At 67.6% G+C, this 24,010-nt stretch carries 20 protein-coding genes and 1 pseudogene; 15 read left to right on the forward strand and 6 right to left on the reverse strand.

Annotation, left to right across the window (positions count from 1 at the left end):
- Positions 1 to 5: 5 nt before the first annotated feature.
- Positions 6 to 3,308: a type ISP restriction/modification enzyme gene (locus tag FRANCCI3_RS05510; RefSeq protein ID WP_011435550.1), complete on the reverse strand. Its 3,303-nt coding sequence runs from the start codon at positions 3,306 to 3,308 to the stop codon at positions 6 to 8.
- 1,085 nt (positions 3,309 to 4,393) lie between these two features.
- Here FRANCCI3_RS05510 and FRANCCI3_RS05515 point away from each other — a divergent pair.
- The gene (locus FRANCCI3_RS05515; RefSeq protein WP_134351940.1) at positions 4,394 to 5,728 is read left to right on the forward strand and encodes an IS66 family transposase; all 1,335 of its coding nucleotides are present in this window, start codon (positions 4,394 to 4,396) and stop codon (positions 5,726 to 5,728) included.
- 144 nt (positions 5,729 to 5,872) lie between these two features.
- Here the strand turns inward: FRANCCI3_RS05515 and FRANCCI3_RS05520 are convergent, their stop codons facing one another.
- Together FRANCCI3_RS05520 and FRANCCI3_RS26715 are read right to left on the reverse strand one after the other, a co-directional pair.
- Positions 5,873 to 7,312, reverse strand: a complete 1,440-nt coding sequence (locus FRANCCI3_RS05520; protein WP_011435553.1) for an NF041680 family putative transposase — start codon at positions 7,310 to 7,312, stop codon at positions 5,873 to 5,875.
- 164 nt (positions 7,313 to 7,476) lie between these two features.
- Positions 7,477 to 7,818 (reverse strand): annotated as a pseudogene (locus FRANCCI3_RS26715) (transposase); the annotation flags it as partial.
- A gap of 303 nt (positions 7,819 to 8,121) precedes the next feature.
- On the opposite strand from FRANCCI3_RS26715, the gene FRANCCI3_RS05530 reads away from it, so the two are divergent.
- Positions 8,122 to 9,771: an ISAzo13-like element ISFsp13 family transposase gene (locus tag FRANCCI3_RS05530; RefSeq protein WP_011435555.1), complete on the forward strand. Its 1,650-nt coding sequence runs from the start codon at positions 8,122 to 8,124 to the stop codon at positions 9,769 to 9,771.
- Positions 9,772 to 9,855: 84 nt separating this feature from the next.
- Here the strand turns inward: FRANCCI3_RS05530 and FRANCCI3_RS05535 are convergent, their stop codons facing one another.
- The gene (locus tag FRANCCI3_RS05535; RefSeq protein ID WP_011435556.1) at positions 9,856 to 11,070 is read right to left on the reverse strand and encodes an ISAs1 family transposase; all 1,215 of its coding nucleotides are present in this window, start codon (positions 11,068 to 11,070) and stop codon (positions 9,856 to 9,858) included.
- Between the two features lie 130 nt (positions 11,071 to 11,200).
- Between FRANCCI3_RS05535 and FRANCCI3_RS05540 the strand changes: the two genes are divergently transcribed.
- The 12 genes from FRANCCI3_RS05540 to FRANCCI3_RS05590 all read left to right on the forward strand — a co-directional run bounded on the left by FRANCCI3_RS05540 (position 11,201) and on the right by FRANCCI3_RS05590 (position 20,488).
- The gene (locus FRANCCI3_RS05540) at positions 11,201 to 12,037 is read left to right on the forward strand and encodes an IS5 family transposase (protein ID WP_011435557.1); all 837 of its coding nucleotides are present in this window, start codon (positions 11,201 to 11,203) and stop codon (positions 12,035 to 12,037) included.
- A gap of 18 nt (positions 12,038 to 12,055) precedes the next feature.
- On the forward strand, positions 12,056 to 12,499 hold the full coding sequence (locus tag FRANCCI3_RS05545; protein WP_011435558.1) for a hypothetical protein: 444 nt from the start codon (positions 12,056 to 12,058) through the stop codon (positions 12,497 to 12,499).
- An 86-nt stretch (positions 12,500 to 12,585) separates the two neighbouring features.
- Complete coding sequence (locus FRANCCI3_RS05550; RefSeq protein ID WP_201783450.1) at positions 12,586 to 13,551, forward strand: cytochrome P450; 966 nt, start codon at positions 12,586 to 12,588, stop codon at positions 13,549 to 13,551.
- 5 nt (positions 13,552 to 13,556) lie between these two features.
- Positions 13,557 to 14,021, forward strand: coding sequence for an aspartate 1-decarboxylase (panD, locus tag FRANCCI3_RS05555; protein ID WP_011435560.1), 465 nt, complete (start codon positions 13,557 to 13,559; stop codon positions 14,019 to 14,021).
- Positions 14,018 to 14,977, forward strand: coding sequence for a class I SAM-dependent methyltransferase (locus FRANCCI3_RS05560; RefSeq protein ID WP_011435561.1), 960 nt, complete (start codon positions 14,018 to 14,020; stop codon positions 14,975 to 14,977). The genes panD and FRANCCI3_RS05560 overlap by 4 nt, the downstream gene beginning before the upstream one ends.
- A gap of 54 nt (positions 14,978 to 15,031) precedes the next feature.
- Positions 15,032 to 15,682, forward strand: a complete 651-nt coding sequence (locus tag FRANCCI3_RS28525) for an acyltransferase domain-containing protein (protein ID WP_049760847.1) — start codon at positions 15,032 to 15,034, stop codon at positions 15,680 to 15,682.
- Complete coding sequence (locus tag FRANCCI3_RS23215) at positions 15,636 to 16,382, forward strand: acyltransferase domain-containing protein (protein WP_011435563.1); 747 nt, start codon at positions 15,636 to 15,638, stop codon at positions 16,380 to 16,382. Before FRANCCI3_RS28525 ends, FRANCCI3_RS23215 begins: the two co-directional genes overlap by 47 nt.
- Before the next feature lie 62 nt (positions 16,383 to 16,444).
- Positions 16,445 to 17,074: a TetR/AcrR family transcriptional regulator gene (locus FRANCCI3_RS05570; protein WP_011435564.1), complete on the forward strand. Its 630-nt coding sequence runs from the start codon at positions 16,445 to 16,447 to the stop codon at positions 17,072 to 17,074.
- Complete coding sequence (locus tag FRANCCI3_RS05575) at positions 17,074 to 17,418, forward strand: DUF6204 family protein (protein WP_011435565.1); 345 nt, start codon at positions 17,074 to 17,076, stop codon at positions 17,416 to 17,418. The genes FRANCCI3_RS05570 and FRANCCI3_RS05575 overlap by 1 nt, the downstream gene beginning before the upstream one ends.
- Before the next feature lie 27 nt (positions 17,419 to 17,445).
- Positions 17,446 to 18,861, forward strand: coding sequence for an MFS transporter (locus FRANCCI3_RS05580; protein WP_011435566.1), 1,416 nt, complete (start codon positions 17,446 to 17,448; stop codon positions 18,859 to 18,861).
- An 85-nt stretch (positions 18,862 to 18,946) separates the two neighbouring features.
- Positions 18,947 to 20,119: an ISAs1 family transposase gene (locus FRANCCI3_RS05585; RefSeq protein ID WP_011434857.1), complete on the forward strand. Its 1,173-nt coding sequence runs from the start codon at positions 18,947 to 18,949 to the stop codon at positions 20,117 to 20,119.
- A 9-nt stretch (positions 20,120 to 20,128) separates the two neighbouring features.
- Positions 20,129 to 20,488, forward strand: coding sequence for a hypothetical protein (locus FRANCCI3_RS05590; RefSeq protein ID WP_011435567.1), 360 nt, complete (start codon positions 20,129 to 20,131; stop codon positions 20,486 to 20,488).
- A 166-nt stretch (positions 20,489 to 20,654) separates the two neighbouring features.
- Here FRANCCI3_RS05590 and FRANCCI3_RS05595 read toward each other — a convergent pair whose 3' ends face one another.
- On the reverse strand, positions 20,655 to 21,032 hold the full coding sequence (locus FRANCCI3_RS05595) for a DUF3037 domain-containing protein (RefSeq protein ID WP_011435568.1): 378 nt from the start codon (positions 21,030 to 21,032) through the stop codon (positions 20,655 to 20,657).
- A gap of 127 nt (positions 21,033 to 21,159) precedes the next feature.
- On the opposite strand from FRANCCI3_RS05595, the gene FRANCCI3_RS05600 reads away from it, so the two are divergent.
- Positions 21,160 to 21,993: an IS5-like element ISFsp7 family transposase gene (locus FRANCCI3_RS05600; RefSeq protein WP_011435569.1), complete on the forward strand. Its 834-nt coding sequence runs from the start codon at positions 21,160 to 21,162 to the stop codon at positions 21,991 to 21,993.
- Between the two features lie 342 nt (positions 21,994 to 22,335).
- Here the strand turns inward: FRANCCI3_RS05600 and FRANCCI3_RS05605 are convergent, their stop codons facing one another.
- Positions 22,336 to 23,613 (reverse strand): hypothetical protein, encoded by a 1,278-nt coding sequence (locus tag FRANCCI3_RS05605; protein WP_011435570.1) that lies wholly within the window; start codon positions 23,611 to 23,613, stop codon positions 22,336 to 22,338.
- Positions 23,614 to 24,010: the final 397 nt, after the last annotated feature.

Below are 24,010 nucleotides of genomic sequence, written 5' to 3' on the forward strand. Positions count from 1 at the left end.
GTCGGTCAGGCGTCTCCGTCCACGAACAGCCCGACCGGGTTTTCATACCGCGGCTTCCGTGCGGCGGGACGCACAGGGAGCACTCCCGCAACCGCGAGATCCTGCTGGGTCACCATGGGACCCGCCAGAACCTCGGCCAAAAGATCGCGCTGCGCCGGTGCCAGATCCACGAGGCGGCGTAGGGCCGACAGGAGCTCGACGAGTTCTGCGGCCCACTCACGGGGCCAGCTGTCGACGTGAATATCGTCGAGCGGGCTCGTCTTCTTGCTGTTGGGGGAAAACTTGCGATATCCAAACCATTTCCTAACTACTGGCATCGCGCCGACGTTGAAGGTCAATACCTCCTCTGGAACGTTCCCAAAAGACCCTGCGCCAACATGTAGAGTGTTTGTTGTTGGGTCGTGGTGAAAATTCTCTGGGATCTGTTTCCGGATATTGGTCAAGTATCGGACCTGACGTGGATCCCCGCTCTTGAACCTGACGTCGCGGGTGGGACGACCAGCATCCGGATCTGCACACCTTTCGCCGTAGGTCGAAGCCCACAGGATCTCGGCTCCGATCGACAACGCCTTTCGCCAGCTCTCGAGGTTCCGTGTGACAGGAAGTCGAACGCCGGGCGTGAGCAGTTCTTCCGCGAACTGCTCGGTGAAGGCCGAGTGCCCCGCGACTGCGACTGTATAAGCAGCCAGATCCAAGACGGTAACCTTCTCCAGTCCGAATGCGCTGGCAAGATAGGATAGCAGTCCGCCTGGAACGTTGGCTGAGCCATCCGGTTGCAGTAGCGGCAGAATTCTTCCACCCCGCCCATTAAAATGGTGGGTGTCTGGAAGTAATGCGGTCGCCACAACCGCCGGTCCGCTTTCGATCTCATGCGAGGACTGTTGGTTGAGGAAGATCTGGTCGTCGTGAAGTGAGGCCCACAGGTCTGGTCGGGCGAAATCCAGCACACGGGGGTCGGCAATCAGCCACTGTCGATCGAAGCTGCGGAACCCGACCCGGATCACAGGTGGGGTCAGGCTACTCTCCCGCCCGATAGGCACTCGAGGTCCAGAGTATCCGGGGAGCGGCGACACCGCACGTAGCAGCGTGCGGTCCCGAGTCTCCTTGAAAAGCTCCTCTTTCGCGTCCGGGTCGTCCTCGCGGACCAAACGCGCCCACCTGCGACGCAGGATCTCCGCGCTGGGAGCAGCCACCCAGGAGCGGTTTGCCTTTACTCCAGGACTTCCCCACGGATATATATCGGAAATCTCTGGAAAGTCCTCCCACGCCGATTGCGTAGTCGGCGTGAACGGACGAGATCGCTCGCGATGCGTATCCCTCCAGCCGCCGTCGTCAATCTCCACATGGGCCAGCTGTCTGAACTTCTCCTCGCGTCGGCCCGAGATCGAGCGGTAGTGGATCCGGGTCGAGCCGTCCGGAGAGCTCCCCGCGCGGCGTACGAAGATATAGATACCCAATGGCTGCGCGACTGCTGGAAAGACGCGGGTGGCAACATCCGCGCGCTGTCCCTCGGGAGAGAGGTTGATAACCCATCCTTCGTGACAGGTGCGACGGAGATAGTCGCGCAGGCCACGGCCGCCAGGGCCAGTGGAAAAGCCCGATGGCGTGATGAAACAGACCAATCCATGTTGGTCGGCCTCGTGGGCATCGAAGACCTTCCAAGTCGCCCAGCGCCAAAAGTAGATGTACATGTTCTTCAGTACGTGTTCGTACCGGCCGTTGCCGGGGTGACGGAAAGCGTCGAGCGGAGTCCTATTCTCTCCTGGAATTTTTTTCTCTGCCCATTTTCCGCGTTTCTTCGCCTTGTCGTCATAGGGGGGGTTGCCGATGACAACAGTCACGGGAACATTGCCCTTTACCTGATCGGCTCGCTGTCGGGAAGCCGCCAGTTCCCGATAGCCGAAGAGTGCTTTCTGCGTATCACTGAACGGCGAATCAAGCGTGTCTGTTAGGAAGAGATTGAGTCCCTCTCGCGGCGCTGGGATCTCCTCCGCTCTTAACAGGTCTGAGGTTCGGAGTTCGGCGACCGCGTAGGGACCTATCTGCAGCTCGAAGCCATACAGTCGTTCCGCGAGCTGCGCGACCGCGTCGATTTCCATGCCTTCGCCCCCTCCTTCGGAGGCAGTTTCTGCGACTCTCTCGATGATCGCGTGAAGGAAAGTGCCGGTTCCCATCGCCGGGTCGACGATGCGAACGTCCGGATCGGCGTAACCATGGTCCTTGCCGAGCCGGGTGCGCAGCACATCCTCTGCCAACCGGACCATGTGCTCCACGACCTCTCGCGGCGTGTAGTACGAACCGCTCTGCTGTCGTAGCTGTGCGTCATACCTGGTCAGGAAGTTTTCGTAGAGATGTAGGTAGGCATCCCGGTTGCCGTTCCGGATGGCAGGCCAATCGACACTGGAGATGGTGCGGGTCAGTAGATCGAGCGTCACCGAAAAACGCTCGTTTATATTGTCGGTGAGCAGTCGCAGCGCGCTGCCGATAAGTGCGTGGCCGGCGTTCAGCTTCCGGCCGATATCATGAAATCCGACCTGCAGGAGAGGAATTCCCTCCGTTTGTGCGAGCAGCAGCGCGAAGGTTACCGTCTGGGCGTATCCGTCGGCGAAGGTCCGGCTGTCTGCCTCGGGGAAGAGTAGCGTCCGCCAGTCGTTCTGGAGGCCGGTGAAGGGACGTGCGTGGCCGTCGTTCTCCGGTGCGTCCGACTTCGCTTCGGCGGTGAGCTGCTCCAGGACGGCAGCGCGGAGGAGGCGGCACAACGGTGCGATGTTCTGCACGAGCCTGCCAACGTTCTGGATTGGTGGCGGGCTCCAGACGAGGAACGTCGTGATCAGTGCGTCGAAGGCGGCCGGATCCGGTGGCCGAAGCCGCTCCCTGCTTGTCCGGAGAGTTCCGGTGAAGTGAATGGTCTCTCCTATCTGGATCCCGTCCCGAAAAAGCCGCCATTCGGTGCCGTTGGTGTAAAGTAGATTTGGAAGGTCTCGCAGCCGTTCCCATTGCTCCTTGTTGTGCCCGGTAAAATTCTGAGGGTCTACGGACAGGCCGGGCTTCTTGATTTCTATGTATCCGGTGACCAGGCCACTCAGCCGGACTGCGTAGTCGGGCCGCACTCCGAGTTCGGGAAGCCTCACTTCGTCATGCCAGGTAAGTTCGGACAGCTTGTGATGTCTGCCAACTGCCGCCAGGAGCCCTTCCAGCGGGCTTCGTATCGAGGCTTCCGGGCTGCCACCTCCGGAGAGTTTGGTGCCACACGCCCGACCAAAATCCGATACTGCCTTCAGCAGCCAATGATCCGTTGCCGCGGACATCGCGCCCCCCCAGGGTCATAGAGGCGAGAACGATAACAAATCGGGAAGCCGGTGATCTGCGCTTCTGTGATTCATCAAAATATAGGACGATATGGGTCGATTGGCTGGAACGTCGGAAATTTGCTTCGAAGCTGCGGATCTGGCACTTCAAAGGCGGGGAGCGGAGGCCCTACCGACATCGGGCCAAGCCAGGTGCCGGCCGCCGAGAGGCAGGCCTCGTGGTCAGAGCTGACCTGGGAGTGTGCCGGTGCCGCGTTCTCAAGGCGGTCCGGGATGATCTCGTTATGGAACCCGGTGAGGTTTGGGGCTATCGAGCTCGCAGCGTCGACAGGCTGTAAGTATTCGCAAATCGTGGGGGTTGCTGGTTTGACGGTGGCCGGCGCCTGACAGCGGGGGTCGCTGTGCGTGACGGCGGGTTGGGGTCCGCGTGGTGGCCGGGGTCCCGGCTGCTGATGGCAGAGTGTGCCGGGCTGGTGTGCTGGGTCGCTGGTTGGCGTCGCCGCGCACGGCCGTGTGCGACCGGGGATCTTGTGGTGGGTGGCTGGTTGGCCCGGGTCGACAGGGTGGACAGCGTCGGAAAAAGGCCGCGGCCCTCCCCCCGAAAACCTTTGGCCGGGAACTCGGGGAAGGGCCGCGTCGCGCACGGAGGCGCTGGTTTCCAGGGTAACGGGCACGGCCCTCGAGGCTGTGCGGGGTCCGGACGCGGCCGGCGGGCGGGTGCCCGTGCCGGACGTCGCGGTGGCCGCGTGGCTGTGGCTGTCGGCGCTGCTGGTCGAGGTCGCCCAGCAGCGCCGCGCGCTGGCCGTGGCCTTGGCGGAGCTCGCCGAGTCGCGGGCCCAGGTGGCGCTGCTCCAGCATCTTCTGTTCGGCGAGTCCTCCGAGCGGGCCGCGCCCGGCGCGCCGCCGGACGGGCCGTGCGACCGCGCCTCCCACGGCGGCGGCGCGGCTGGTGACGGCGGCCCTGGTCAGGAAGGCGATGCCGCCGGTGACGGCGGCGCTGGCCAGGGCCGCGGGTCGGCGGGTCGGCGGGCGGGCGGCCCCGGCGGGGACCGGGCGCGCGGGCCGGCCGGCGGAACTACTCCGGCCTGCCCGACGACGACGGCGGCACGTGGGACTTCCCCGAGCGCGGCTACGCGTGCCCGTGCTGCGGGGCGCCGTTCACCGCCAACGGCGAGGACGTCTCCTGGCGGCTCGAGTGGGTCGTGCGGGTCGTACGGCGGACGACCCGACGACGCCGCTACCGGCGGGCCTGCGCCTGCTACGGCCCGGCGACGGTCATGGCGCCGGGCGAACCGCGGGCACTCGGCAAGGGGCTGTGGACGAACCGGTCGCTCGCGCTGCTGCTCGTCGAGCGCTACGGCGCGGGCCGGTCCCTGAACTCGCTGGTGGCGGGCCTGGCCCGGCACGGCGCGGTGCTGGCGGCCCCGACCCTGGTGGGTGCGTGCGCCCAGGCCGGCGTGCTGCTCGCCCCGCTGGTCGAGGCGATCCGCCAACGGTCCCAGGCATCGTGGCACCTGCACGCCGACGAGACGAGCTGGAAGGTGTTCACCCCGAACGGCGGCGGGAAGCCGCAGCGCTGGTGGCTGTGGGTCTCCCTCGGCGAGGACACGGTGTGCTTCGTGATCGACCAGACCCGGGCCAGTTCGGTGCTCACCGGCCACCTCGGCCTCACCGAGCAGGCGGACGGCACGCTCACCGCCCCCGGCGGCGGCGAGCGGGTATTGTCCTCCGACTTCTACGCGGTCTACGTCTCCGTCGGCCGCCGCCGCGCCGGCCTCGTCAACCTCTACCGCGTCGCCCACCTTCGCCGCTACTTCCCGCGGGCGAGGCTGTCGAACCCGGTCCAGCTGGAGTACTGGGAGAAGGCCTGGCTCGACCGGTTCCGCGCGCTCTACACAGCCCACCGGGAACTGGCCACGGCGTGGGCGCGAGCGCGCGACACCCCCGGCCCCGACGCCGACACCCGGCTGGCCGAGGCCTACACCGCCTGGGACGGCGCGATCGAGGCGATCGACACCGCCCGCCGCGAGCAGCAGGCCTCCCCAGGGCTACAGCCCGCGGCGAAGGACGCCCTCGCCACCCTCGAACGCGAGTGGGACGGGGTCGTCGCGCACCGCGACTACCCCATGGTAGATCTTGACAACAACGCCGCGGAGCGCGCCCCGCGCCGCCCGGTCGTGACCCGCAAGAACGCCTACGGCTCCCGCACCGACGACGCCGCGGCCCTCGCCGCCGCCGTCTGGACCGTCCTGGGCACCGCCGAGAAGCACGGACTGAACACGCTGACCTACCTGACCGCCTACCTCGACGCCTGCGGCCGAGCCGGCGGCAAACCCCCACAGGGAACCGACCTCGACCGGTTCCTGCCCTGGCTGGCCAGCCCCGACGACCTCGCCACGTGGAAACAGCCACCCGGCTGACCACCACCCGGCGCGGCGTGACCCACAGTCACGCCGCCCACAACCATGCCCTCACACGACTTCCGAATACTTACCTCGGTAGATGGTGAAAATCCTTTTCGGCAGATCGACTCCTCCAGCGGCCCGCTCGTCTCAGCTTGATTTTTAACCTGTGCGGTGTTGGTGGGCGGTCATGGTGAGGTCCCGTCGGATGGTTTTTCCGACGTCGTGGTGGGGTGCGGGTCTGCGGTTGCGTGAGCCGGGAGGGCGGCCGGGGCCAGCCTTGGTGGGTTTCGGTGCGCTGGCGGGGAGGGGCATGATCGCGCGGATGTTCCGGAATCCTCGTCGGACTCGGGCGGGCGTGAGTCGTCCTGGTGGGGCGGGTTTCTCCCAGGGGCGGCGTAGGTCGCGGGCCAGGGGTCGGGCGAGGCGGAGCTGGGTGTGGACGGTGATGATCAGCCAGGTCCAGCGGTCCGCGGCCTGCGGGGTTCGGATCTTCGGGCGGGTCCAGCCGAGGGTCTGTTTGAACAGTCGGAAGGTGTGTTCCAGGTCGAACCTGCGCAGGAACGCCTGCCAGGCGCGGTCGATGTCGGTGGCGGTGGCGTCAACCGCGGAGGACCACAGCCAGACGGGCCTGGGGTCGCGGTCGCCGGGGAGGTGGTCGACCTGCAGGCGGATGAGGGTCCCTTCGATGATCGGTAGGTCTCCGGGGTGGTCGAGCCAGCAGGTGCGGTGGGTGAGCCGGGGGTGTAGCCGGTTCCAGCTGGTCGCGGTGGCGGTGCCGTAGCGGCTGGTGTTGGTGGTCGTGGTGTGCTGCAGTTCGGGCCAAGTCGCGGGCCTGTCGAGGGCGAACTCGGGGCCGTGCTTGGGCGGACGGCCGTTGGTACCCGGCTGTCTCGGTGGTTTGGCCAGGCGCAGGACACGGTCGGAACGGATCCGGCCGAGCACCTCGACAGGCAGGTCGGCCAGGACGAACGCCAGCCGGGTCACGTCGTACCCGGCGTCCATCACGATCAGGATGTTCGGGTCTCCGTCGTGCCAGTGCCCGGCGGCGATCAGCCGGCCCACGACCGCCCGGAGCTGGTCGGCGGTCACCGCTGTGGCGTCGTCGGTGGGGCCGAGGCGAACTGCGTCCAAGAGCGCGGTCCACGACGTCCGGCCGGACTCGAGGGCCGCGACGAACGAGTACGGCCAGCCAGGAATCAGCTGGGACTGGTTCTTCGCGCGACCATGAACATGGCAGAACAGCCGCTCCGCGCTGGTCGAGGCGTCCGAGCGCAGCCATGGGCTGACATCGACGGCCAGCACGAGTCGTCCGTCAGCGGCCGCGGGCAGCGGAAGGTCCGCGAGCGCACGTCGCAGCCGGGCGATCTCTAATCGGCCGCTGTTCAGCCCGTCGTACAAGGCTCCATGGCCGCGACGGTGCTCCGGGGCCAGTGTCAGGTCGACCAGCGTCCGGACCGGGCCGTCGGTGCACAGCACCGCCTCCGCCGTTTCGAACAGCGCGTCCGCTCGGCGGGTCAGGCAGTCGTAGAACTCCAGCCGGAAGCGACACAGCCGTCCCAGAGCCTCGACGCGTCCTGGTTCGTCCTGCACACTGCCCATCACGACCTTCGGCTTGATCCGGCTTCTTTGGCGAGAGCACGATCTTCCGAAGGTCGTCCCATGTCACGAGGACACGCCGACCCGCCCCACAACACCAGCAGGTATCGCGCAGCGTGACACCCGGCGGTTAAACGACAAGCTCAGAGCCTGTTTGGAATCTTGATCTATTGGGGGTCGGGGGTGGATCCAGGTCGCCAGCGGGGTACGGGTGTCCCTCGTACGATGCGGCGGGCCATCGTGCGGATCAGTGCCCAGCGGAAGAAGGACTCCGAATGCGCGGTGCGGCGTTCGTAGTCGCGCGCGAGTCGACGGTGGGCGGTCGTCCAGGCGAACGTGCGCTCGACGACCCACCGTCGCGGGAGTGCCTCGAAGGTCTTCTGGCCGGGTTTCTTCTTCACGACCTCGACCGTGGTGGCGAGGACGTCTTTCGCCCACCCGACGAGGGTGCCGGAAAAGCCCGCGTCGGTGAACAGGTGCCGGCAGCGGCGGTGATCGAATAGCGGGTCACCCGGCTGTCGCGTCGGCGACAGGACGCAGGCGGCGTTCGGACAGGTGCACCGCCATGCGTCGTCTGGCCTGGTTGCCAGGGCAGGCCAGGCCCGCGTCCCGGCGGCCGGGCCTGTGCCCAGCGGGTGTCGGGGAACCGGTCGGTCGCGTCGGCGAGCTGGCGGGCGTAGGCGAGCGCGTCCGCACTCGACTTTCACGGCCTCCCCCCGACAGCCCTGGCAGGCCACCCCCACCCCCTGGGAGTCGCCGGAAAATAACTCCGGTCTTTGATCTACGCGGGAGATCGTGGGACGCTCCGGCGTGTGGAGCGGATCAACGAGGTGGTGCTCGCGGAGAAGTTCGCGGTGCTGTTGCCGCATCTGGATGAGCGGCAGCGCCGGCTGGTGCTGGGTGCGGACGCGCGGGCGTTCGGGCATGGCGGGATCCGTCTGGTGGCCCGGGCGGCCGGGGTATCGGTGGACACGGTCTCGCGTGGTGTCGCCGAGCTGGGGGCGGGCGCAGCCTCGACGGGCCGGGTGCGCGCGCCGGGTGGGGGTCGTAAGGCGTTGCGGGAGAAGGATCCGGAGCTGGTGGCGGCGCTGCTGGCGCTGGTCGAGCCCGACCAGCGGGGGGCTCCGGAGTCGCCGTTGCGGTGGACGGTGAAGTCCACCCGCCGGCTCGCCGAGCAGCTCACCGCACGTGGGCATCCGGTCGGCGCGGATACGGTCGGTGGGCTGCTGCGGGCGGAGGGGTTCAGCCTGCAGGGCACCTCACGCACGACCGAGGGCGCACGTCACCCTGACCGGGACGACCAGTTTCGCTATATCAACGAACGGGTCAAGGAGTTCACCGCGGGCGGGCAGCCGGTCGTCAGTGTGGACACGAAGAAAAAGGAAGTCCTCGGTGACTACGCCGTCGCCGGACGGGAGTGGCACCGTAAGGGGCAGCCGGTGCGGGTCCGCGCCCATGACTTTCCCGAGAAGGGCGCGCAGAAGGCAGTGCCCTACGGGGTCTACGATCTGGCCGCCGACACCGGCTGGGTGTCGGTCGGCTGCGACGGGGACACCGCCGCGTTCGCGGTCGCGACCCTGCGTCGCTGGTGGGACGGGGAAGGCCGTCACCGCTACCCGACCGCGACCCGGCTGCTGATCACCGCGGACGTCGGCGGGGCCAACGGCTACCGGGTACGTGCCTGGAAGAAGGAACTCGCCGACCTCGCCCGCACGACCGGCCTGCAGATCACCGTGTGCCACTTCCCGCCGGGCACGTCGAAATGGAACAAGATCGAGCACCGGTTGTTCTCCCGGATCAGTACGAACTGGCGTGGCCGGCCGTTGACCAGCCACGAGGTCGTGGTCAACACGATCGGCGCGACGACGACTCGCACCGGGCTGAGCGTCCACGCCGAACTCGACCCCGGCTCCTACCCGACCGGGCTGACCGTGCCCGACGAGGTCATGGACGCCCTACCACTGACCGCCCACGACTGGCACGGCCCGTGGAACTACACCCTCGCCCCGGCGCCACCCCGCGCCGTCTCGACGCCGGCGTCCCGGTACGTCGAGACCGGCCAGCCCGACGACCGGGCCCCGGACTGGCTACACCATCCGACGATCACCGGGATGAACGGCGGCGAGTACGCCACCCTGCTCGCCTCCGTCGAGCAGTACATCCTCGACCACCCGCCCATCAGCCTGCACCCCAAGCGCGCCCGTCACCGGGTCCTGCGACGCGGGCCCCTGTCGCTGTCCGACCGGCTGCTGGTCACCGTGATCCACCACCGGTGGACCACCCAGCAGCAGGCCCTCACCCGTCTGCTGGGCTCACCCCGCGGAGCCGTCGGCGACGCGATCCACGAGATGACCCCAGTCCTGGACGGCCTCGACCGGCGGATCCAACCCGCGCCGATCACCGCGCCCACCGTCCAGGACCTCACCACCCTGATCCACAACATCAAGAACGGACCTTATTAATCGGCAAGTCCCAGGGCTCCGGCACGCTCGCGTTCTGATCGGTTCTGTCGGTAGATCGTCGGTGGCGGTGGTCTGTCCGGGTTGTCAGGGGAAGCCGTGAAGGTCGAGGGCGGCGGTGGCGGTCTTGTGGGCGCGGCGGCAGGCGGGAACGCTGCGATGACCGGCGCGACGCAGGGTATCGGCGACGGTGGCCCGGAACAGCGCGAGGACGGCGGGACCGCGGCCGGTCCGGCTGGTGCTGGAGTCCTCCCCGAAGGTCACGTCGCGGACGTAGTGCTGTTTGACCTCGATGTGCCACTGGCCGCGGGCGAGATCGGCCAGCAGCGCGGGGCTGGCCTGGTCCGCGGTCGCATCAGTGATCGCGTAGATCGTCTCGTGGCTGGCTGGCTGGCCTTTCTGCCGGCGCCAGCGTCTGATCCGGATGGCCTGGGCCGCGTGTGGGAAGTCGAGGTGGGTGACGGTGGCGACCTTCAGGGTGCGGGTCTCCTCCCGGCCATGACCCCGGTCGCGGGTGAGGTCCGCGGTCGGGATCTCCGTCCACGGCAACGCGGCCAGGAACGCCCGTAGCTTCGGCTGGTTGTGTTTCGCGACCGCCAGGTAGTGGGCGTTCTTCCGGACGACGAGCCAGTCGAGGTTGGACCGCACCGTGTGCAGGGCATCGAACGACACGAACGCCCCGGCCAGCTCCAGGGGTGCCAGCAGCGCACGGAACTCGGTGGTCTCGTTGCTTTTCGCGTCGATCTCCCGCTGGCCGAGGAGCGCCCCGGCGCCGTGGGCGGCGACCCCGAGCAGGTGGACCTGGCTCCCGTCCGCGCGTTTCGCGCCTCGGCTGGTCTTCCCGTCCACCGCATACGCCCGCACTGGCACCGCCTGGTCCCCGGCAGGCGGACGAACCGGGGCGGACGGGACCGCATCGGTGAGGTCAGCCGGGGTGTCGGCCAGCGGCGGATCAAGCAACGCGGTGGCGAGCGCCTGGTCATCGACGGTGTTGAGGAACCGGCGGATCGTGGCCTCGTCCGGCAGCAGGTGCCCGTCCCACGGATTCCACGGCAGCCGTAACCGGACTCGTTCCGTCCAGCTCGTCGCCGCCAGCCACTCGGTCACCGCCGCGACCCGGTCATGCCCGGCCGCGGTCACCGCGCACAACCAGACCGCTGCCAGCACCGGAAGCGGATAGACCAGCCCTCGGGCGGACCGATGATCCGGTATCGCCGCCAACCGTTCCCAGATCCCCGCACGCGACACGGCCCCGGCTCCCACCACCACGGCCGCGGCACGGGACAATGCGCCCACAGACACGCCGCACTCCAGACCACGCAGACGTCAGTGGGCGTTCTGCACGCTTTCGCCGGGTCTCAGCTTGAGTTGATCTCTGGGGTGCGGAGTTGATCGTCTTGCGTTCGCCGGCTGGCGCGTTCTGCTGGAAGACATGGCAGAACGCAAGCCGTACCCCAGTGACCTGTCCGATGAGGCGTGGGACCTGATCCGCCCGGTCCTCACCGCGTGGAAGGCCCGGCACCCCTCGGCCAGCGGGCACGAGGGCGGCTACGACATGCGGGAGATCGTGAACGCGGTCCTCTACCAGGCCCGGACCGGCTGCCAGTGGCGCTACCTGCCCCACGACCTGCCCCCGACGTCCGCGGTGTACTACTACTTCGGCCAGTGGCGCGACGACGGCACCACCGAGACGATCCACGACCTGCTGCGCTGGCTGGTCCGTGAGCACCACCGCAGGAAAGCCGACCCGAGCGCGGTCGTGCTGGACTCCCAGACCGTCCGGTCCTCCACCAACGCCCCGAAGGGCACGACCGGCCTGGACCCGGGAAAGAAAAGCCCGGGCCGTAAACGCGGGATCGCCGTCGACACGTTGGGACTGCTCATCGCCGTGGTCGTGGTCGCAGCCAGCGTGCACGACAACACCATCGGCACCGCCCTGCTGGACCGGGTCGCCGCCGCCGCCCCGCCGGTGCGCAAGGCGTGGGTGGACGCCGGGTTCAAGACCACCGTCGTCGAGCACGGCGCCGGTCTGGGCATCGATGTCGAGGTCGTCGGACGCGAGCCGGGAGCGCGGGGGTTCACCCCGCTCCCGAAACGGTGGCGGGTCGAGCAGACCCTGGGCACGTTGATGCTGCACCGGCGGCTGGCCCGGGACTACGAGGCGAAACCGGCCAGCGCGGTAGCGATGATCCACTGGTCGATGGTGGAGGTGATGGCCCGCCGGCTGACCGGGGCGGCCACCCCGACCTGGCGTGACCCGCCGGTCTGACCGGCGGGAGTGTCGGGAATGACGAGCGGAGTGCCGGTGCGGGAGGTGCTGGAACAGATCGAGGCTCGGCGGGCCCGCGCCGGGCGGGCCGTCGAGGAGCTGCGGGAGGAGATCGCCCGGCTCACCGGGCAGCTCGCCGCCGCTGAACGTGCCCTGGAACGGTTGGAGATCACCCGGGAGACGGTGCTGGACCTGGCCGCCGAGAACGACGCCGCACCGGCCGAGCCGCTGCCGCCGGGGTATCGGGAGGTGCTGGCCGTGTTCACCCGGGGCGGGAACGGGCTGCACGCCAAGGACGTGTGCCGGGCGCTGGGTGGCGGCACCGAGCCCCGGCATGTCGAGAGCATGCGGGCCCGGCTGAAACGGCTGGTAGAGCGGGGTGTTCTCACCGAGCCCGATCCCGGCCTGTTCGTCCTGCCCCAGCCCGACCCACCGGCCACCCCAGAGATCAACTCAAGCTGAGGCCCGACGAAAGCGTGCAGAACGCCCACTCAGACCTCCGCATGAGCTCGCGTGGCGACCTTCTGCGATCGCCCATCCCGCTGCCGATGGCAGGCGAACGCACCGAGCCGGCGCCGGGCATGTTCACCGCGATGGATCCTCCGGAGCACACCCGCTACCGGCGGCATATCGTCGAGTGGTTCTCGACGCGTCGGACCAGGTCCCTGGAGCCGCGGGTGATCGAGATCGTCGACCAGCACCTGGACGCGATGATCGCCGGTGGCGGTCCGGCCGACCTGGTGTCGGCGTTCGCCGAACCGGTGTCCGCGCTGGTGATTTGCGAACTGCTGGGAGTGCCCGTCGAGCAGCGTGAGGTGTTCGGCGCGGCTATCGCAGCGTTGTTCACCGTTCACTCCAGCGCGGAGGAGGCCATCAGCGGCTGGCAGAACATCGGTGGACTGCTGATGGGTCTCATCCAGGCCAAGCGGGTCGCATCGGCGGACGACCTGCTGGGCACGCTGGTGGCCCGGGGTGAGCTCAGCGACGAGGAGCTGATGACGATCGGCAGTGTGCTGCTGGTCGCCGGGCACGACACCAGCACCAACATGATCGCGATGGGAACGTTCGCGCTGCTGGAACATCCCGAGCAGTATGCGGCGCTGGCCGCGGACCCGGGCCTGGCGCCCGGTGCTGTCGAGGAACTGCTTCGCTACCTGACGATCGTGCACGCCGGCTCGATCCGTGCGGTCTCCGCCGATCTGGAGTTCGACGGCCACCAGCTGACCGCGGGTGACGCGGTGTCGCTCTCCCTCGCCGCGGCCAATCGGGACCCCGCACTGTGCGACGCTCCCGACCGCCTCGACATCACGCGCGAGCCCGTGCCGCACCTGGCCTTCGGGCACGGCATCCACCAGTGCGTCGGACAGCAGCTATCCCGATTGGAGCTGCGCATCGCGTTCGAATCGTTGGCGCGCCGCCTGCCGAACCTTCACGTGGCGGTGCCGACCAGCGAGATCCGTACCCGCTCCGAAATGATCATCTACGGTGTGCGAGAGCTGCCGGTGACCTGGTGAGTGTAATGATCTACCGCGAGATGCTCAAATCCAAAATCCATCGTGCCGTCGTGCGACAGGCCGATCTTCACTATGTTGGTTCGATCACCATCGACGCCACCCTGATGGCGGCCGCCGGCCTGTGGCCGGGAGAAAAGGTCGACGTGCTGGACATCACCAACGGTGCGCGGCTCAGCACGTACGTCATCGAAGGTGAGGCGGACAGCGGGACCATCGGCATCAACGGCGCCGCCGCTCACCTGATCAGTCCAGGCGATCTGGTGATCATCGTCGGCTATGCGTTGATGGCCGAGGAGGACGCCCGCTCTTACCAGCCCAACGTCGTGTTCGTGAACGGCGACAACCAACTGGTGCGCATGGGCACCGACCCGGCCGAGGCGTACGACGGCGTCGGTCTGGTGCGCGGTGACACCAACAGCCCCCAGCCCTCCCTTTCCGAGCAGGCCGGAGACCCGCGGAGAGCGCAGTGAACACTGCCGAGATCATGACCGCCTTCACCAGCGGCCTGGCCGACATCAATCTTGCTGAGCCTGACACGGCTCGCGGTGGTGAGAAGGCTGCGGAAAGAATGAAAACGGCCAGCTCGACAATCTATGACATGGCCGCCACCCTCTCGGCGAAGGGGGACCTGTGGAACTGGGGGATGTATGACCCTGAGATCGTCGACGAGATCCGGGCTCGGTTGCCAGGGTTCGGTGAGTTCGGCACGGACGGCTTCAGCGAGCAATTGTACTTCCTGGCTCTGCGGGACCTGCCGATCGGTCTGGACGACTACGACGGTCGCACGGTGCTGGAAGTCGGCTGCGGCACCGGGGAAGGCCTGAACTTCCTTTCCCGTATCGCCCGTGGCGCACGGATGACCGGCCTGGACCTGTCGCCGCGAGCCATCGCCAGGGCTTCGGCGACCCTCGCGCGTGCGGACGTACTGGAGTTCGTGCACGGCGACGCCGAGAAACTGCCTTTCGTTGACGGCTCCGTGAACATACTCGTCAACATAGAGAGCTCGCACAACTATCCTGATCTCGGCAGATTCCTCCGGGAGGTGGAACGTGTGCTCAGCCCCGGCGGCATCCTCACCCACATTGACGTCTTCACGCGTCAGCGTTACGCGGCGATGCGCCGGATGACCGCGGAGATCGACGGCCTGACCTGGGTCACCGACCACGACATCTCCGACCGGGTTCGCGCGGCGATCGGCCGCCGGATGGCGTCCGACAGCCATTTCCACGCCACGCTCGCGCGGCAGCGGATGAACCCGATGGCGCGCAGGATCGCGGCACACAGCCAGATCCTGATGTTCGGCGGCATGTTCGCGGGATATCAGCCGCCCGCCGTGATCAGGCTGCTGAGCAGGATCGGGATCGTGCCCTGGGTGAGCGGCCTGCCGATGGAGAGCTACCGTCACCAGGTAGCCGTCCGCCGGTGACCTCGATCGGTGCCCGGACCAGGAGCGGGCGACGTGCGGCCTGATGGGGGAGACGTGGACACACGATTGTTCGCTGTCGCGGCAGACACCGAGGACGGACTGGCGGAACTCCTGCGCACGCACCTTGACCGAGTGCGTGCGCGGGCGGGCCTGCCGGCGCTGGCCTGGTACTGGCATGACGCCGTGGTGCGTACCGCCGGAGCGGGGCACCGCCTGACCTTCGTTGTCGATTCGTACGCTGATCTCGCTGAACAACTGGCCGCCGCCCTCGCGGGAGAAACCGACCGCATTCCTCCCGATGTGACGGCACGCCGGCCCGGCCTGGTGTTCGTCTTCGCCGGGCAGGGCGCCCAGTGGTACGGAATGGGCCGCGAGCTGCTGGCCGCTGAGCCGGCGTTCCGGGAGGCGCTCCTTCGCTGTGATCAGGAGGTTCGGCGTTTCGCCGAATTCTCGGTGGTCGAGCAGCTCGGTTTGGACCCGCCAGCGTCCCGGATGGACGAGATCGACGTGCTGCAGCCGACCATGGTGTCGTTGCAGATCGCCCTGACGGCTTTGTGGCGCAGTTGGGGGATCGTGCCGGATGCCGTGGTCGGCCACAGCATGGGGGGAGATCGCGGCCGCGCATACCGCAGGCGCGCTGGGCCTCCGAGATGCGATAATGATCGCCTGCCGGCGCAGTGCGCTGCTGCGCCGGATCTCCGGTAGGGGGGCGTTGGCCACCACGGAGCTGTCCCCCGCCCAGGCGCATGCCGTCGCGGATGCCAGCGCCGGGCGCATCAGCGTCGCCGGCGAGAACAGCCCCCGGTCGACGGTGCTGGCCGGCGACGCGGCGTCACTCGCCAGGCTCGTCGATGATCTCACCCGGCGCGACGTCTACTGCCGCGTGATTACGGGAACCGTCGCCTCGCACAGCCACTACGTCGATGACCTGCGTGCGGATCTTGATCTGGCGTTACGGTCGCTGGCACCGGGACCTACGAGGATCGTGATGTACTCGACCGTGACCGGCGAGCCCGTGCCAGGAACGAGCCTCGCCTCACAGTACTGGATGCGTAACCTGCGCGAGCCGGTCCGTTTCGCCGCCGCGGTCGAGCGGCTCGGTGACACCGGCCATGAGGTGTTTGTGGAGGTGAGCGCGCATCCTGTCCTGTTGAGCCCGGTGCGGCAGACGCTGGCGCACGCCGGACGGCCGGCGCATCTGCTGGCATCCGGTCGGCGGCAGGCGGAACGGCGCTCGGTCCTGGCGTCGCTCGGCATGTTGTACGGCTGCGGGCGGGAGCCGCGGTGGGCGGCGTTCGCCCTGTCGGAACCCGGAGCCACGCTCACCCCTTACCAGGCGGCCGTGCTCGGCGCGGTCCGCCTGACCCGGCCCGCCTCCCAGCTGGAGACGAGCCCGGCACTCTGATAGGCTCTTGTATCTGGATGCACCTCTGTATCTAGAAGGAGCCTGTCATCGCGACCAGACGGTTGTCCCGAGAGGAGAGTCGGGAGCTGACCCGCGAGAAGCTGCTGCGCTCGGCGGCGGAGCTGTTCGCCGAGCGTGGCCTTGCCGGCACATCGGTCGAACAGATTGTCGAGCGTGCCGGTTTCACGCGAGGCGCCTTCTACGGCAACTTCGACGGCAAGCACGAGCTCGTGCTCGCCCTGCTGGAGAAGCGCACAGAGCGTGAGCTGGAGGAGCTGCGGGCGCTGGGCCGTGACGCCGGCTCGTTCGAGGGCATGGTCGAGCAGTTCCGGGCCTGGCATCGTGAGCGTGACCGTCACCTCGCGAGCTGGCTTGTGCTGCGCACCGAGCTGTGGCTCTACGGCCTGCGCAACCCGGGCGTCCTGCCGACGCTGACCGACCGGGAGGCGCGGACGCGGACGATCATCGCGGAGGCGCTCGCCCGCGACTTCACGTCTCGTGACGCGTCCCCACCTGCTCCGGTCGAGGTGCTCGCGTTGATAGTGCACGCGCTTGACGACGGCCTGGCGATCCAACGGGTCCTGTCGCCCGAGAGCAGCCCGGACGACGCGGCAGTCGACGCGGTGGACTTGTTACTGCGGTCGTGGGTCGCGTTGGGTCGCGAAATAGCTGCGGAGAAAGGGAACGACTGATGCCCGAGCACGTCTACCGGGTGCTGGTACGCGGACGGTTTGACAAACTTGACCCCCCGGCGCGGGAGAAGCTTCGCCGGAACGCCGACCAGCAGGATGTGCTCAACGCGTCGTTCACCGAAGAAGGAACGCTCGTCTACAACGAGTCCATCGTCGCCTTCACATTCCGCCTGGTCGTTCGAGTCGAGTTCGACGACAAGGCGGAGCAGCGGGCGCAGGATGCCGCCGAAGAACGGCTGATGGCAAGGTTCGACGAGATCGGCTGCGGCTATCGCGACCTCCGATTCGGAGTGACGGACATGGACAGTATGAAGATCAACCGGCCAGCGCGGGAGCGGCGCTGAGGCGGAATTCCGCAGAACAGGTAGATCATGGTCGATACTGAGCGGACCACCTGGCCGTCCGAGCCGGTACTGCAGGTGGCCCAGCCCGCACCCGACCCGAGGCGTTGGTGGGCTCTCGCGGTCCTGCTCGTCGCCACGTTCATGGACCTGCTTGACAACAACATCGTCACGGTGGCTATTCCGAACATCCAGCAGCATCTCGGGGCGTCGCCAACGTCCATCCAGTGGATGAACGCGGGCTATACTCTCGCCTTCGCTGTGATGCTGATAACCGGAGGTCGACTGGGAGATATTTTCGGTCGCAAGCGAATGTTCTTGACCGGTGTCGCCGGGTTTATGGCGGCGTCCGGAATGTGCGCGATTGCGCAGAGTCCGGAATTCCTCGTCGGCGCCCGGGTGGTCCAGGGGGGCGCTGCGGCCGTCATGGTGCCGCAGGTACTGGCGATCATCCACGTCAGCTTTGCTCGGGAAGAAGTCGGCAAGGTCGTCAGCCTATACGCGGGCATCGTGGGCCTGGCGATCGTCGCGGGACCGCTCGTCGGTGGTCTTCTGCTCCAGTGGAACCCGTTCGGCCTCGAATGGCGCAGCATTTTTGCGGTCAACCTCCCCGTCGGCGCGGTAGCGTTGGTGGCAGTGTCGGCGTGGATGCGGGAATCCAGGTCCCCGAATGCTCGCCGGCCCGACGGGATAGGGATGATCCTCGTCGCCGTAGGGCTGCTGCTCGTGCTTTTTCCGCTTGTGCAGGGGCGCGAGCTGGGCTGGCCGATGTGGAGCATTGTCGCCATGGTAATCGCTGTCCCAGTGTTCGCGCTGTTCCTACGGTATGAACGGGAAAAGGTGCGCCGTGACGATTCGCCACTGTTGGCGCTGAACCTCTTCAAAACTGGCAGCTTTTCTGTCGGTGTCGGCACGCAACTGTTGTTCAGCTGCGTGCCGGCTGGATTCTTCATCACCTGGACGGTTTATCTGCAGGGTGGTCTAGGCTGGTCGGCACTGCATACCGGTCTGACCACGATTCCATTCTCCGTCGCTGTTCCCGTGGCTGGCGGACTCGCGGTACGCTACATTTTTCCGAAGTATGGCCGTCGCTGCCTCATGGTGGGAGTGGCGGTGATGACGTCGGGTGTTCTTTCCTACGTGTGGACGGCGCATCACTTCGCCACCACCGTGACAGCATGGCATGCTGCCCCGTCTCTGCTGCTGATCGGTTCGGGCATGGGCCTGCTGGTCGCGCCACTGACCGGGATGATCCTGATCGATGTGCCGCCGCACGAAGCCGGCGCGGCCTCCGGAATCATCAACGCGACCGGCCAGCTTGGCGCGGCAGTGGGCGTCGCGCTGATCGGTGGGCTGTTCTTCTCCCAGGGCCTCGGCAAGTTTGCTGGTAAGCAGACTTTCGGCGTTGTGTGGGGCTTCCAGTGGGGTTGCGTAGCGCGCTTCTGACGCGAGGCCGGGGGCGTCATGGGTGCGGGCACGGCTCCTGGAGATCATGGAGGTTCCTACACCGTCATGATCGTCTCGAGGTGCCATGCCCGCCGCACCAGTATTACCGCCTGCCCCTGTTCTCGATCGGCTGGCTGCCGTCGGCGCCGGCAACCAGCCTCCGTCGCCGGCGGGTCTGCTGGCGGTCTTCAACCAGCTACCGGACCCCCGGAAGCCCCGCGGCAGGCGGCACAGCCTGGCCGCTGTGCTGACGCTGGCGACCTGCGCGGTGCTCGCCGGGGCGCGGTCGTTCACCGCGATCGGTGAATGGTCCGCCGACGCCGGCCAGGCGGTCGCGGGCCTGCTCGGCGTCTCTCGAGTGCCCGAGGAGTCGACGTTTCGCCGGGTACTCGCCGCACTCGACGCCGACGCCCTGGATACGGCGCTGGGAGCATGGGCCGCCGCGGCGACCACCCCGCCGGCCGGGACGCGGCGGCGGCTCGCGGTCGACGGCAAGACGCTGCGCGGCTCCCGCACGCCTGACAGTCCGGGCCGCCACCTGCTCGCCGCGCTCGACCACACCAGCGGTGTCGTGCTCGGCCAGGTCGCCGTCGACGCGAAGTCGAACGAGATCCCGGCGCTGCCCGTCCTGCTCGCCGACCTGGACCTGACCGATGTGATCGTGACCGCGGATGCTCTACACACCCAGCGACAGACCGCATCCTGGCTGGTCAGCCGGCATGCGCACTACATCCTGACGGTGAAGGCCAACCAGCCGGCGCTATACGCCCAGCTCGCCGCCCTGCCCTGGCGCCGGGTGAAGACCGCCGCGCGCACCGTCGAACGCGGCCACGGCCGCCGCGAGCGGCGCACCGTGAAGACCACCGAGGTCCGCGCGGGACTACTCTTCCCGCACGCCGTGCAGGCAGTGCAGGTCACCCGCCGCCGCCAGCCGCTCGCCGACGGGCCGGCCACGACCGAGATCGTCTACCTTGTCACCAGCCTGCCGACCCACCAGGCCAGCCCCACGCTGCTGGCCACCTACGCCCGCGAGCACTGGCTCGTGGAGAACCGGCTGCACTGGGTCCGCGACGTCACCTTCGGGGAGGACCTCAGCCAGGTCCGGACCGGCCACGCTCCCCAGGTCATGGCCAGCCTGCGCAACCTGGCGATCGCGATCCTTCGCCTGACCGGCGCCACGAACATCGCCCAGGCAATCCGACACCACGCGCGGCGCCCCGAACGACCACTAGAGACGATCAAGAGCCTTGCTTGCTAACCGACAACTTTGCCGGGGCCCTGGTTCTTCTCCGCCCTCGCCACCGGCGAGCCGGCCCGGACCGACCGGGTGACGTCGCAGGTCCAGCAGGCCCTGGTCAGCCAGGGGCACTCTTCCGGCGAGGTGACTCGGCTGATGGCCGAGCTGCGTCGGTGCGATATCCACCAGCCTGACCTCAGTCTTGTCCCCGCTGACTGCGGCGGGCGGGTGAGCGTCACCGATCGTGGGAGTCTGACGAACGCCTTGGCCAAGGTGCGCGCGGAGGAATTCGTCTCCGGATTCGTCAAGACCCTGTGGTGGATCGTGGGTGCGCTCGCCGTCGTGCTCTGTCTGCTCTTCCTGCTACCCGCCCGGCGCGGCGGGCCCTGAGAGCGGACGATCGGGCGTGTTGGCCAGGCGGGCCGCGGATTCGCCGACCCGGCGAATCCGCGGCCCGCCCGAGAGCCCCCGGGCACAGACCAGTTCCATCGGCCTCCGAACCAGAGCACCGCCGGCTGTCCGTGGCAGGTGCGGTCGATCCGCGGTCAGAGCCCGTTCACCGGACCACGCGGTCCATCAGCCGGTCCAGCTCTACCTCCGGTTTGGCAGTGATACCGCCATGCACGGCGCCGGGCTGAACGACTGTGCTGCGCGGCGCGGTGAGCCAGCCGAAGCGTGCCCGCGCCGATCTCGTGGCGGCCGGGCCGGCGGCGGGATCACCGGCACACACCATCTGGATAAAATTCAGCGCTGCCTGGATCAGCTCCACGTCGGCATTGGAGTCCAGCGCTCTGAGTCGTTCGGTATCAACGTTGATCGCCGCGGCCAAAAATTCCGCGGCAGGACTGTAGAGCAGTACACCGACGTTTATCCGCTCGCCCCGGTCGACCCTTGGGACAGCGAACAGAAGAGCATAGTGAGCCTTTCCCTGCAACGTTTGGTGACGCTCCGTGAGCGTCGCTGGGTGTGAGCGTCCCTGGGGGTGGAGACGATGAAGGCGCGGGGCTCCGGTAGGAAGTTGTTCCGACCAAAGAGCAACTCCGAAGGAACCCCACGCCTCGATGAGTTTCACATACACCGCCGAGCTGCCGTTCGGCGATCACACCGTTTTCCGTCTGGCGGGTCTTCTCGTGGCGGAGCGTCAACGTCGTGGTACCCGCAAGGGCACCCGGACGCTGTCCGCGTTGGAACAGGCCGTGATGGTCCTGCGCTGGTTCTGTGACGGCACCAGGGCCAGGCGGCTCTTCTCCGATCATGGGGTGTCCCGGTCGGTGGGCTACCGCTACCTGCACGAGGGAGTCGCCGTGCTCGCCTGGCAGGCCCCGGACCTGCGTGAAGCGCTGATGCGGGCCAGGGTCGCCGGCTACGAGCATCTCATCGTTGACGGCACGGTCATCGAGACCGACCGGCTACGCATGCCCGGCCCGACCGAAGGCGTGGACCTGTGGTGGTCCGGCACGATCTCCAACCACGGTGGCAACATCCAGGTGCTCTCCGCCCCGGACGACGGCTGGCCACTGTGGGTCTCCGACGTGCGGCCCGGCCGCGAGCACGACTCGACCGCCCTGAAAGCCTCCGGGGCGCTGCCGGTTCTCGCCGAGTGGACCGCCGACCTGCACGAGGTGCTGTTCGACCTCGGCTACGAAGGGCTGGGCAACCCGGCCGGGCCGCTCGCGACCGCGTACAAGAAGCCCAAGGGCGGCACCCTCACCGACGAACAGAAAGCGCACAACCGGATCCACAACGCGCTACGCGCCGTCGGTGAACGCGCGAACGCCCTGCTCAAAGGCACCTTCCGACTCCTCCACAACATCACGATCGACCCCTGGAAGATCGGACTTGTCGTGAAAGCCGCCCTCGTCATCCTCCACACCGAGCACCGCAGAACCGCCTGACACCCAACACACCAACACACCATTGCGATCACGTCACGTGACGAATCGTTACCGGGAAAGGCTCAGTGATGCGAGCCATCAGCGCGGCGCTGTCGACCGGCATCTCGCTGGTCTCGGATCCGGATGACATGGATGCGCCTTCGAGCGAGAACTCCTGGACTCCGGGTTCCGATCGGATGAGAAGGTCGTCGCCGGTCCCGAGCGACGTGACGGTGGGCCCCGGAAGCCAGAGCTGCCATCCGTGGGGCGGCCTGGGCCAAGATGGGTCTGGAACCCAACCTGGTGGGGGAGTCCAGCCTTCGGGGGGTGTGGGCCAGCCTGGCGGTGGGTTGAACCGCATGGTCACTGCCCACGCTGCCTGATGCCGCGGGAGGCGTCGGCGGGCTTGAGAGTGAACGGCGAAGGGGACAGCGCCGCGCCGAGGTACTCGAGGGTCTTCTGAGGGACGATCTCGTCCTGGTCGAGCCGGAACTTGCGGAACGTTGCGCGGTCTGCAGCGACGATCGCGAGCGGGATGGTCTCCGGAAGCCCGGTCGCAGGCGAGATCCGGTCGACCCCGACCGTCAGGGCAATCGAGTGGATCTTTCCTTGGCGGTCGGCGCCGAAGACGTCGTGCAGCGTGCGTACGGCGGTCTGGAAGACGGCGCTCGCGTAGCGGTCCTTCTGGACCGTCGCCGGCAGCTTGGTCGACGAGATCTCGTCCTTCCTCGGGGCGTACTTGTACTCCTTGACCGAGGGGACTGCGGATGGTTCAGGGACAGCGGCTGCCAGACGCAGCTCCCTGCTGGAGAGATCGAACTCGTAGTCGTGAGTGACTGGAAATGCATCCGGGTAGGCGGAGTTCGACAGGACGATCCCGACGTACTCGCGGATCGCCGCCTCGACGTCGAAGGCGAGATCATTGATCAGTCTGGTGAGTCCCCGGTTCCGCTCGTCGGCGTCGGCGTCTCTCCGACGACACGCTTCGACGTGGACCGCCCGCGCCGCGGCGAGCTTCGCCAGGCGAGCGTCCTCGGCACGCTGCCGCTGCTCCAGAGCGGAGACATGCGCCGTCCGTATCGCTGACACCTGTTCCCGCCACCGCCGCAGCGCCTGCTCGTGCGTGGTCTGAGCTTGAGCGATCGCCTGGGCATGTTTTTTCTTCGCCCCGAATAGGACTCCCGGTACTTGCGGCTCCTGGTAGACGGGTTCCGCCGGGTACACAGGAGCAGCAACGGGCGGTGTCGGGACTGCGAGAGCACCGGGCTCGAACGGTGGATGCACGACGGTCGTGACTTTCAAGGCCTCGAGATCAACATAGCTGTCGACCAGGAGCGCCGTGGCCAGAATGCCGTCGATCTCTTCGAATGTGCTCGCGAGATCGGCATTCAGCGACCCGACCTCGCTCAATCGCGCCGCGACGTACAGCAGGCCCGCTTCCTTCAGCAAGCGGGCCTGTTCTTTCGTGGACGCCTTGGCCGCCGCGGCGGCTGCGCGCTCAGCGGCCCGAGCCTTCTGCGCGGCTTCCTTTTCAGCGGCAAGGAGTGCACGGTGGGCCGCAGCCCTCTGCTGCCGCTGCCGCTTCTCGGCCTGCGCTGCCTGGTACTGCAACTCGGCGAATAGCCCCCGCCGCGTGGCCACCGGCACCCCCTCCGAACCAGGAACAACCTTGCGCTCAGCTACCGTATCCTCACGTCCCGACGATTTCTCGCGGTCACGACAGATCGAGACTGGTTATCCCGCGAGGCTCCGGTGGACGCCGCCGCCCCTTCCGGCCCCGGACCGCCGCGTCTCCAGCACGCGTTGGAATCCGGACAGTTCAGCGGGTCAACCGTCTTCGTAGCGGCCGGCATCTGGACAGTGCTGGCGCGCTGACCCTTGAGCACGGCGGGCCCGTCAGTGTCCTTGAAGACGGGAGGGCATCGACGGGTGCTGACAAGGAAGCCTGCCCAGATGGTCGTTGATCAGGCAGCATGCGAACCATCGACGGCGGACCGGCCCTCCGGGTGACGCCCCTACTCGGTGATCTTCCTGGCCT

The sequence above is a fragment of the Frankia casuarinae genome, from assembly GCF_000013345.1.
In the GTDB taxonomy this organism is placed as follows: Bacteria; Actinomycetota; Actinomycetes; order Frankiales; family Frankiaceae; genus Frankia; species Frankia casuarinae.

Bases quoted from the DNA above. Each gene is read 5' to 3' on its own strand.
- FRANCCI3_RS05510 (WP_011435550.1), bottom strand. From the start codon at position 3,308: ATGTCCGCGGCAACGGATCATTGGCTGCTGAAGGCAGTATCGGATTTT.
- FRANCCI3_RS05520 (WP_011435553.1), bottom strand. From the start codon at position 7,312: ATGGGCAGTGTGCAGGACGAACCAGGACGCGTCGAGGCTCTGGGACGG.
- FRANCCI3_RS05540 (WP_011435557.1), top strand. From the start codon at position 11,201: ATGGCAGAACGCAAGCCGTACCCCAGTGACCTGTCCGATGAGGCGTGG.
- FRANCCI3_RS05545 (WP_011435558.1), top strand. From the start codon at position 12,056: ATGACGAGCGGAGTGCCGGTGCGGGAGGTGCTGGAACAGATCGAGGCT.
- FRANCCI3_RS05550 (WP_201783450.1), top strand. From the start codon at position 12,586: ATGGCAGGCGAACGCACCGAGCCGGCGCCGGGCATGTTCACCGCGATG.
- panD (WP_011435560.1), top strand. From the start codon at position 13,557: ATGATCTACCGCGAGATGCTCAAATCCAAAATCCATCGTGCCGTCGTG.
- FRANCCI3_RS23215 (WP_011435563.1), top strand. From the start codon at position 15,636: ATGATCGCCTGCCGGCGCAGTGCGCTGCTGCGCCGGATCTCCGGTAGG.
- FRANCCI3_RS05575 (WP_011435565.1), top strand. From the start codon at position 17,074: ATGCCCGAGCACGTCTACCGGGTGCTGGTACGCGGACGGTTTGACAAA.
- FRANCCI3_RS05580 (WP_011435566.1), top strand. From the start codon at position 17,446: ATGGTCGATACTGAGCGGACCACCTGGCCGTCCGAGCCGGTACTGCAG.
- FRANCCI3_RS05585 (WP_011434857.1), top strand. From the start codon at position 18,947: ATGCCCGCCGCACCAGTATTACCGCCTGCCCCTGTTCTCGATCGGCTG.
- FRANCCI3_RS05600 (WP_011435569.1), top strand. From the start codon at position 21,160: ATGAGTTTCACATACACCGCCGAGCTGCCGTTCGGCGATCACACCGTT.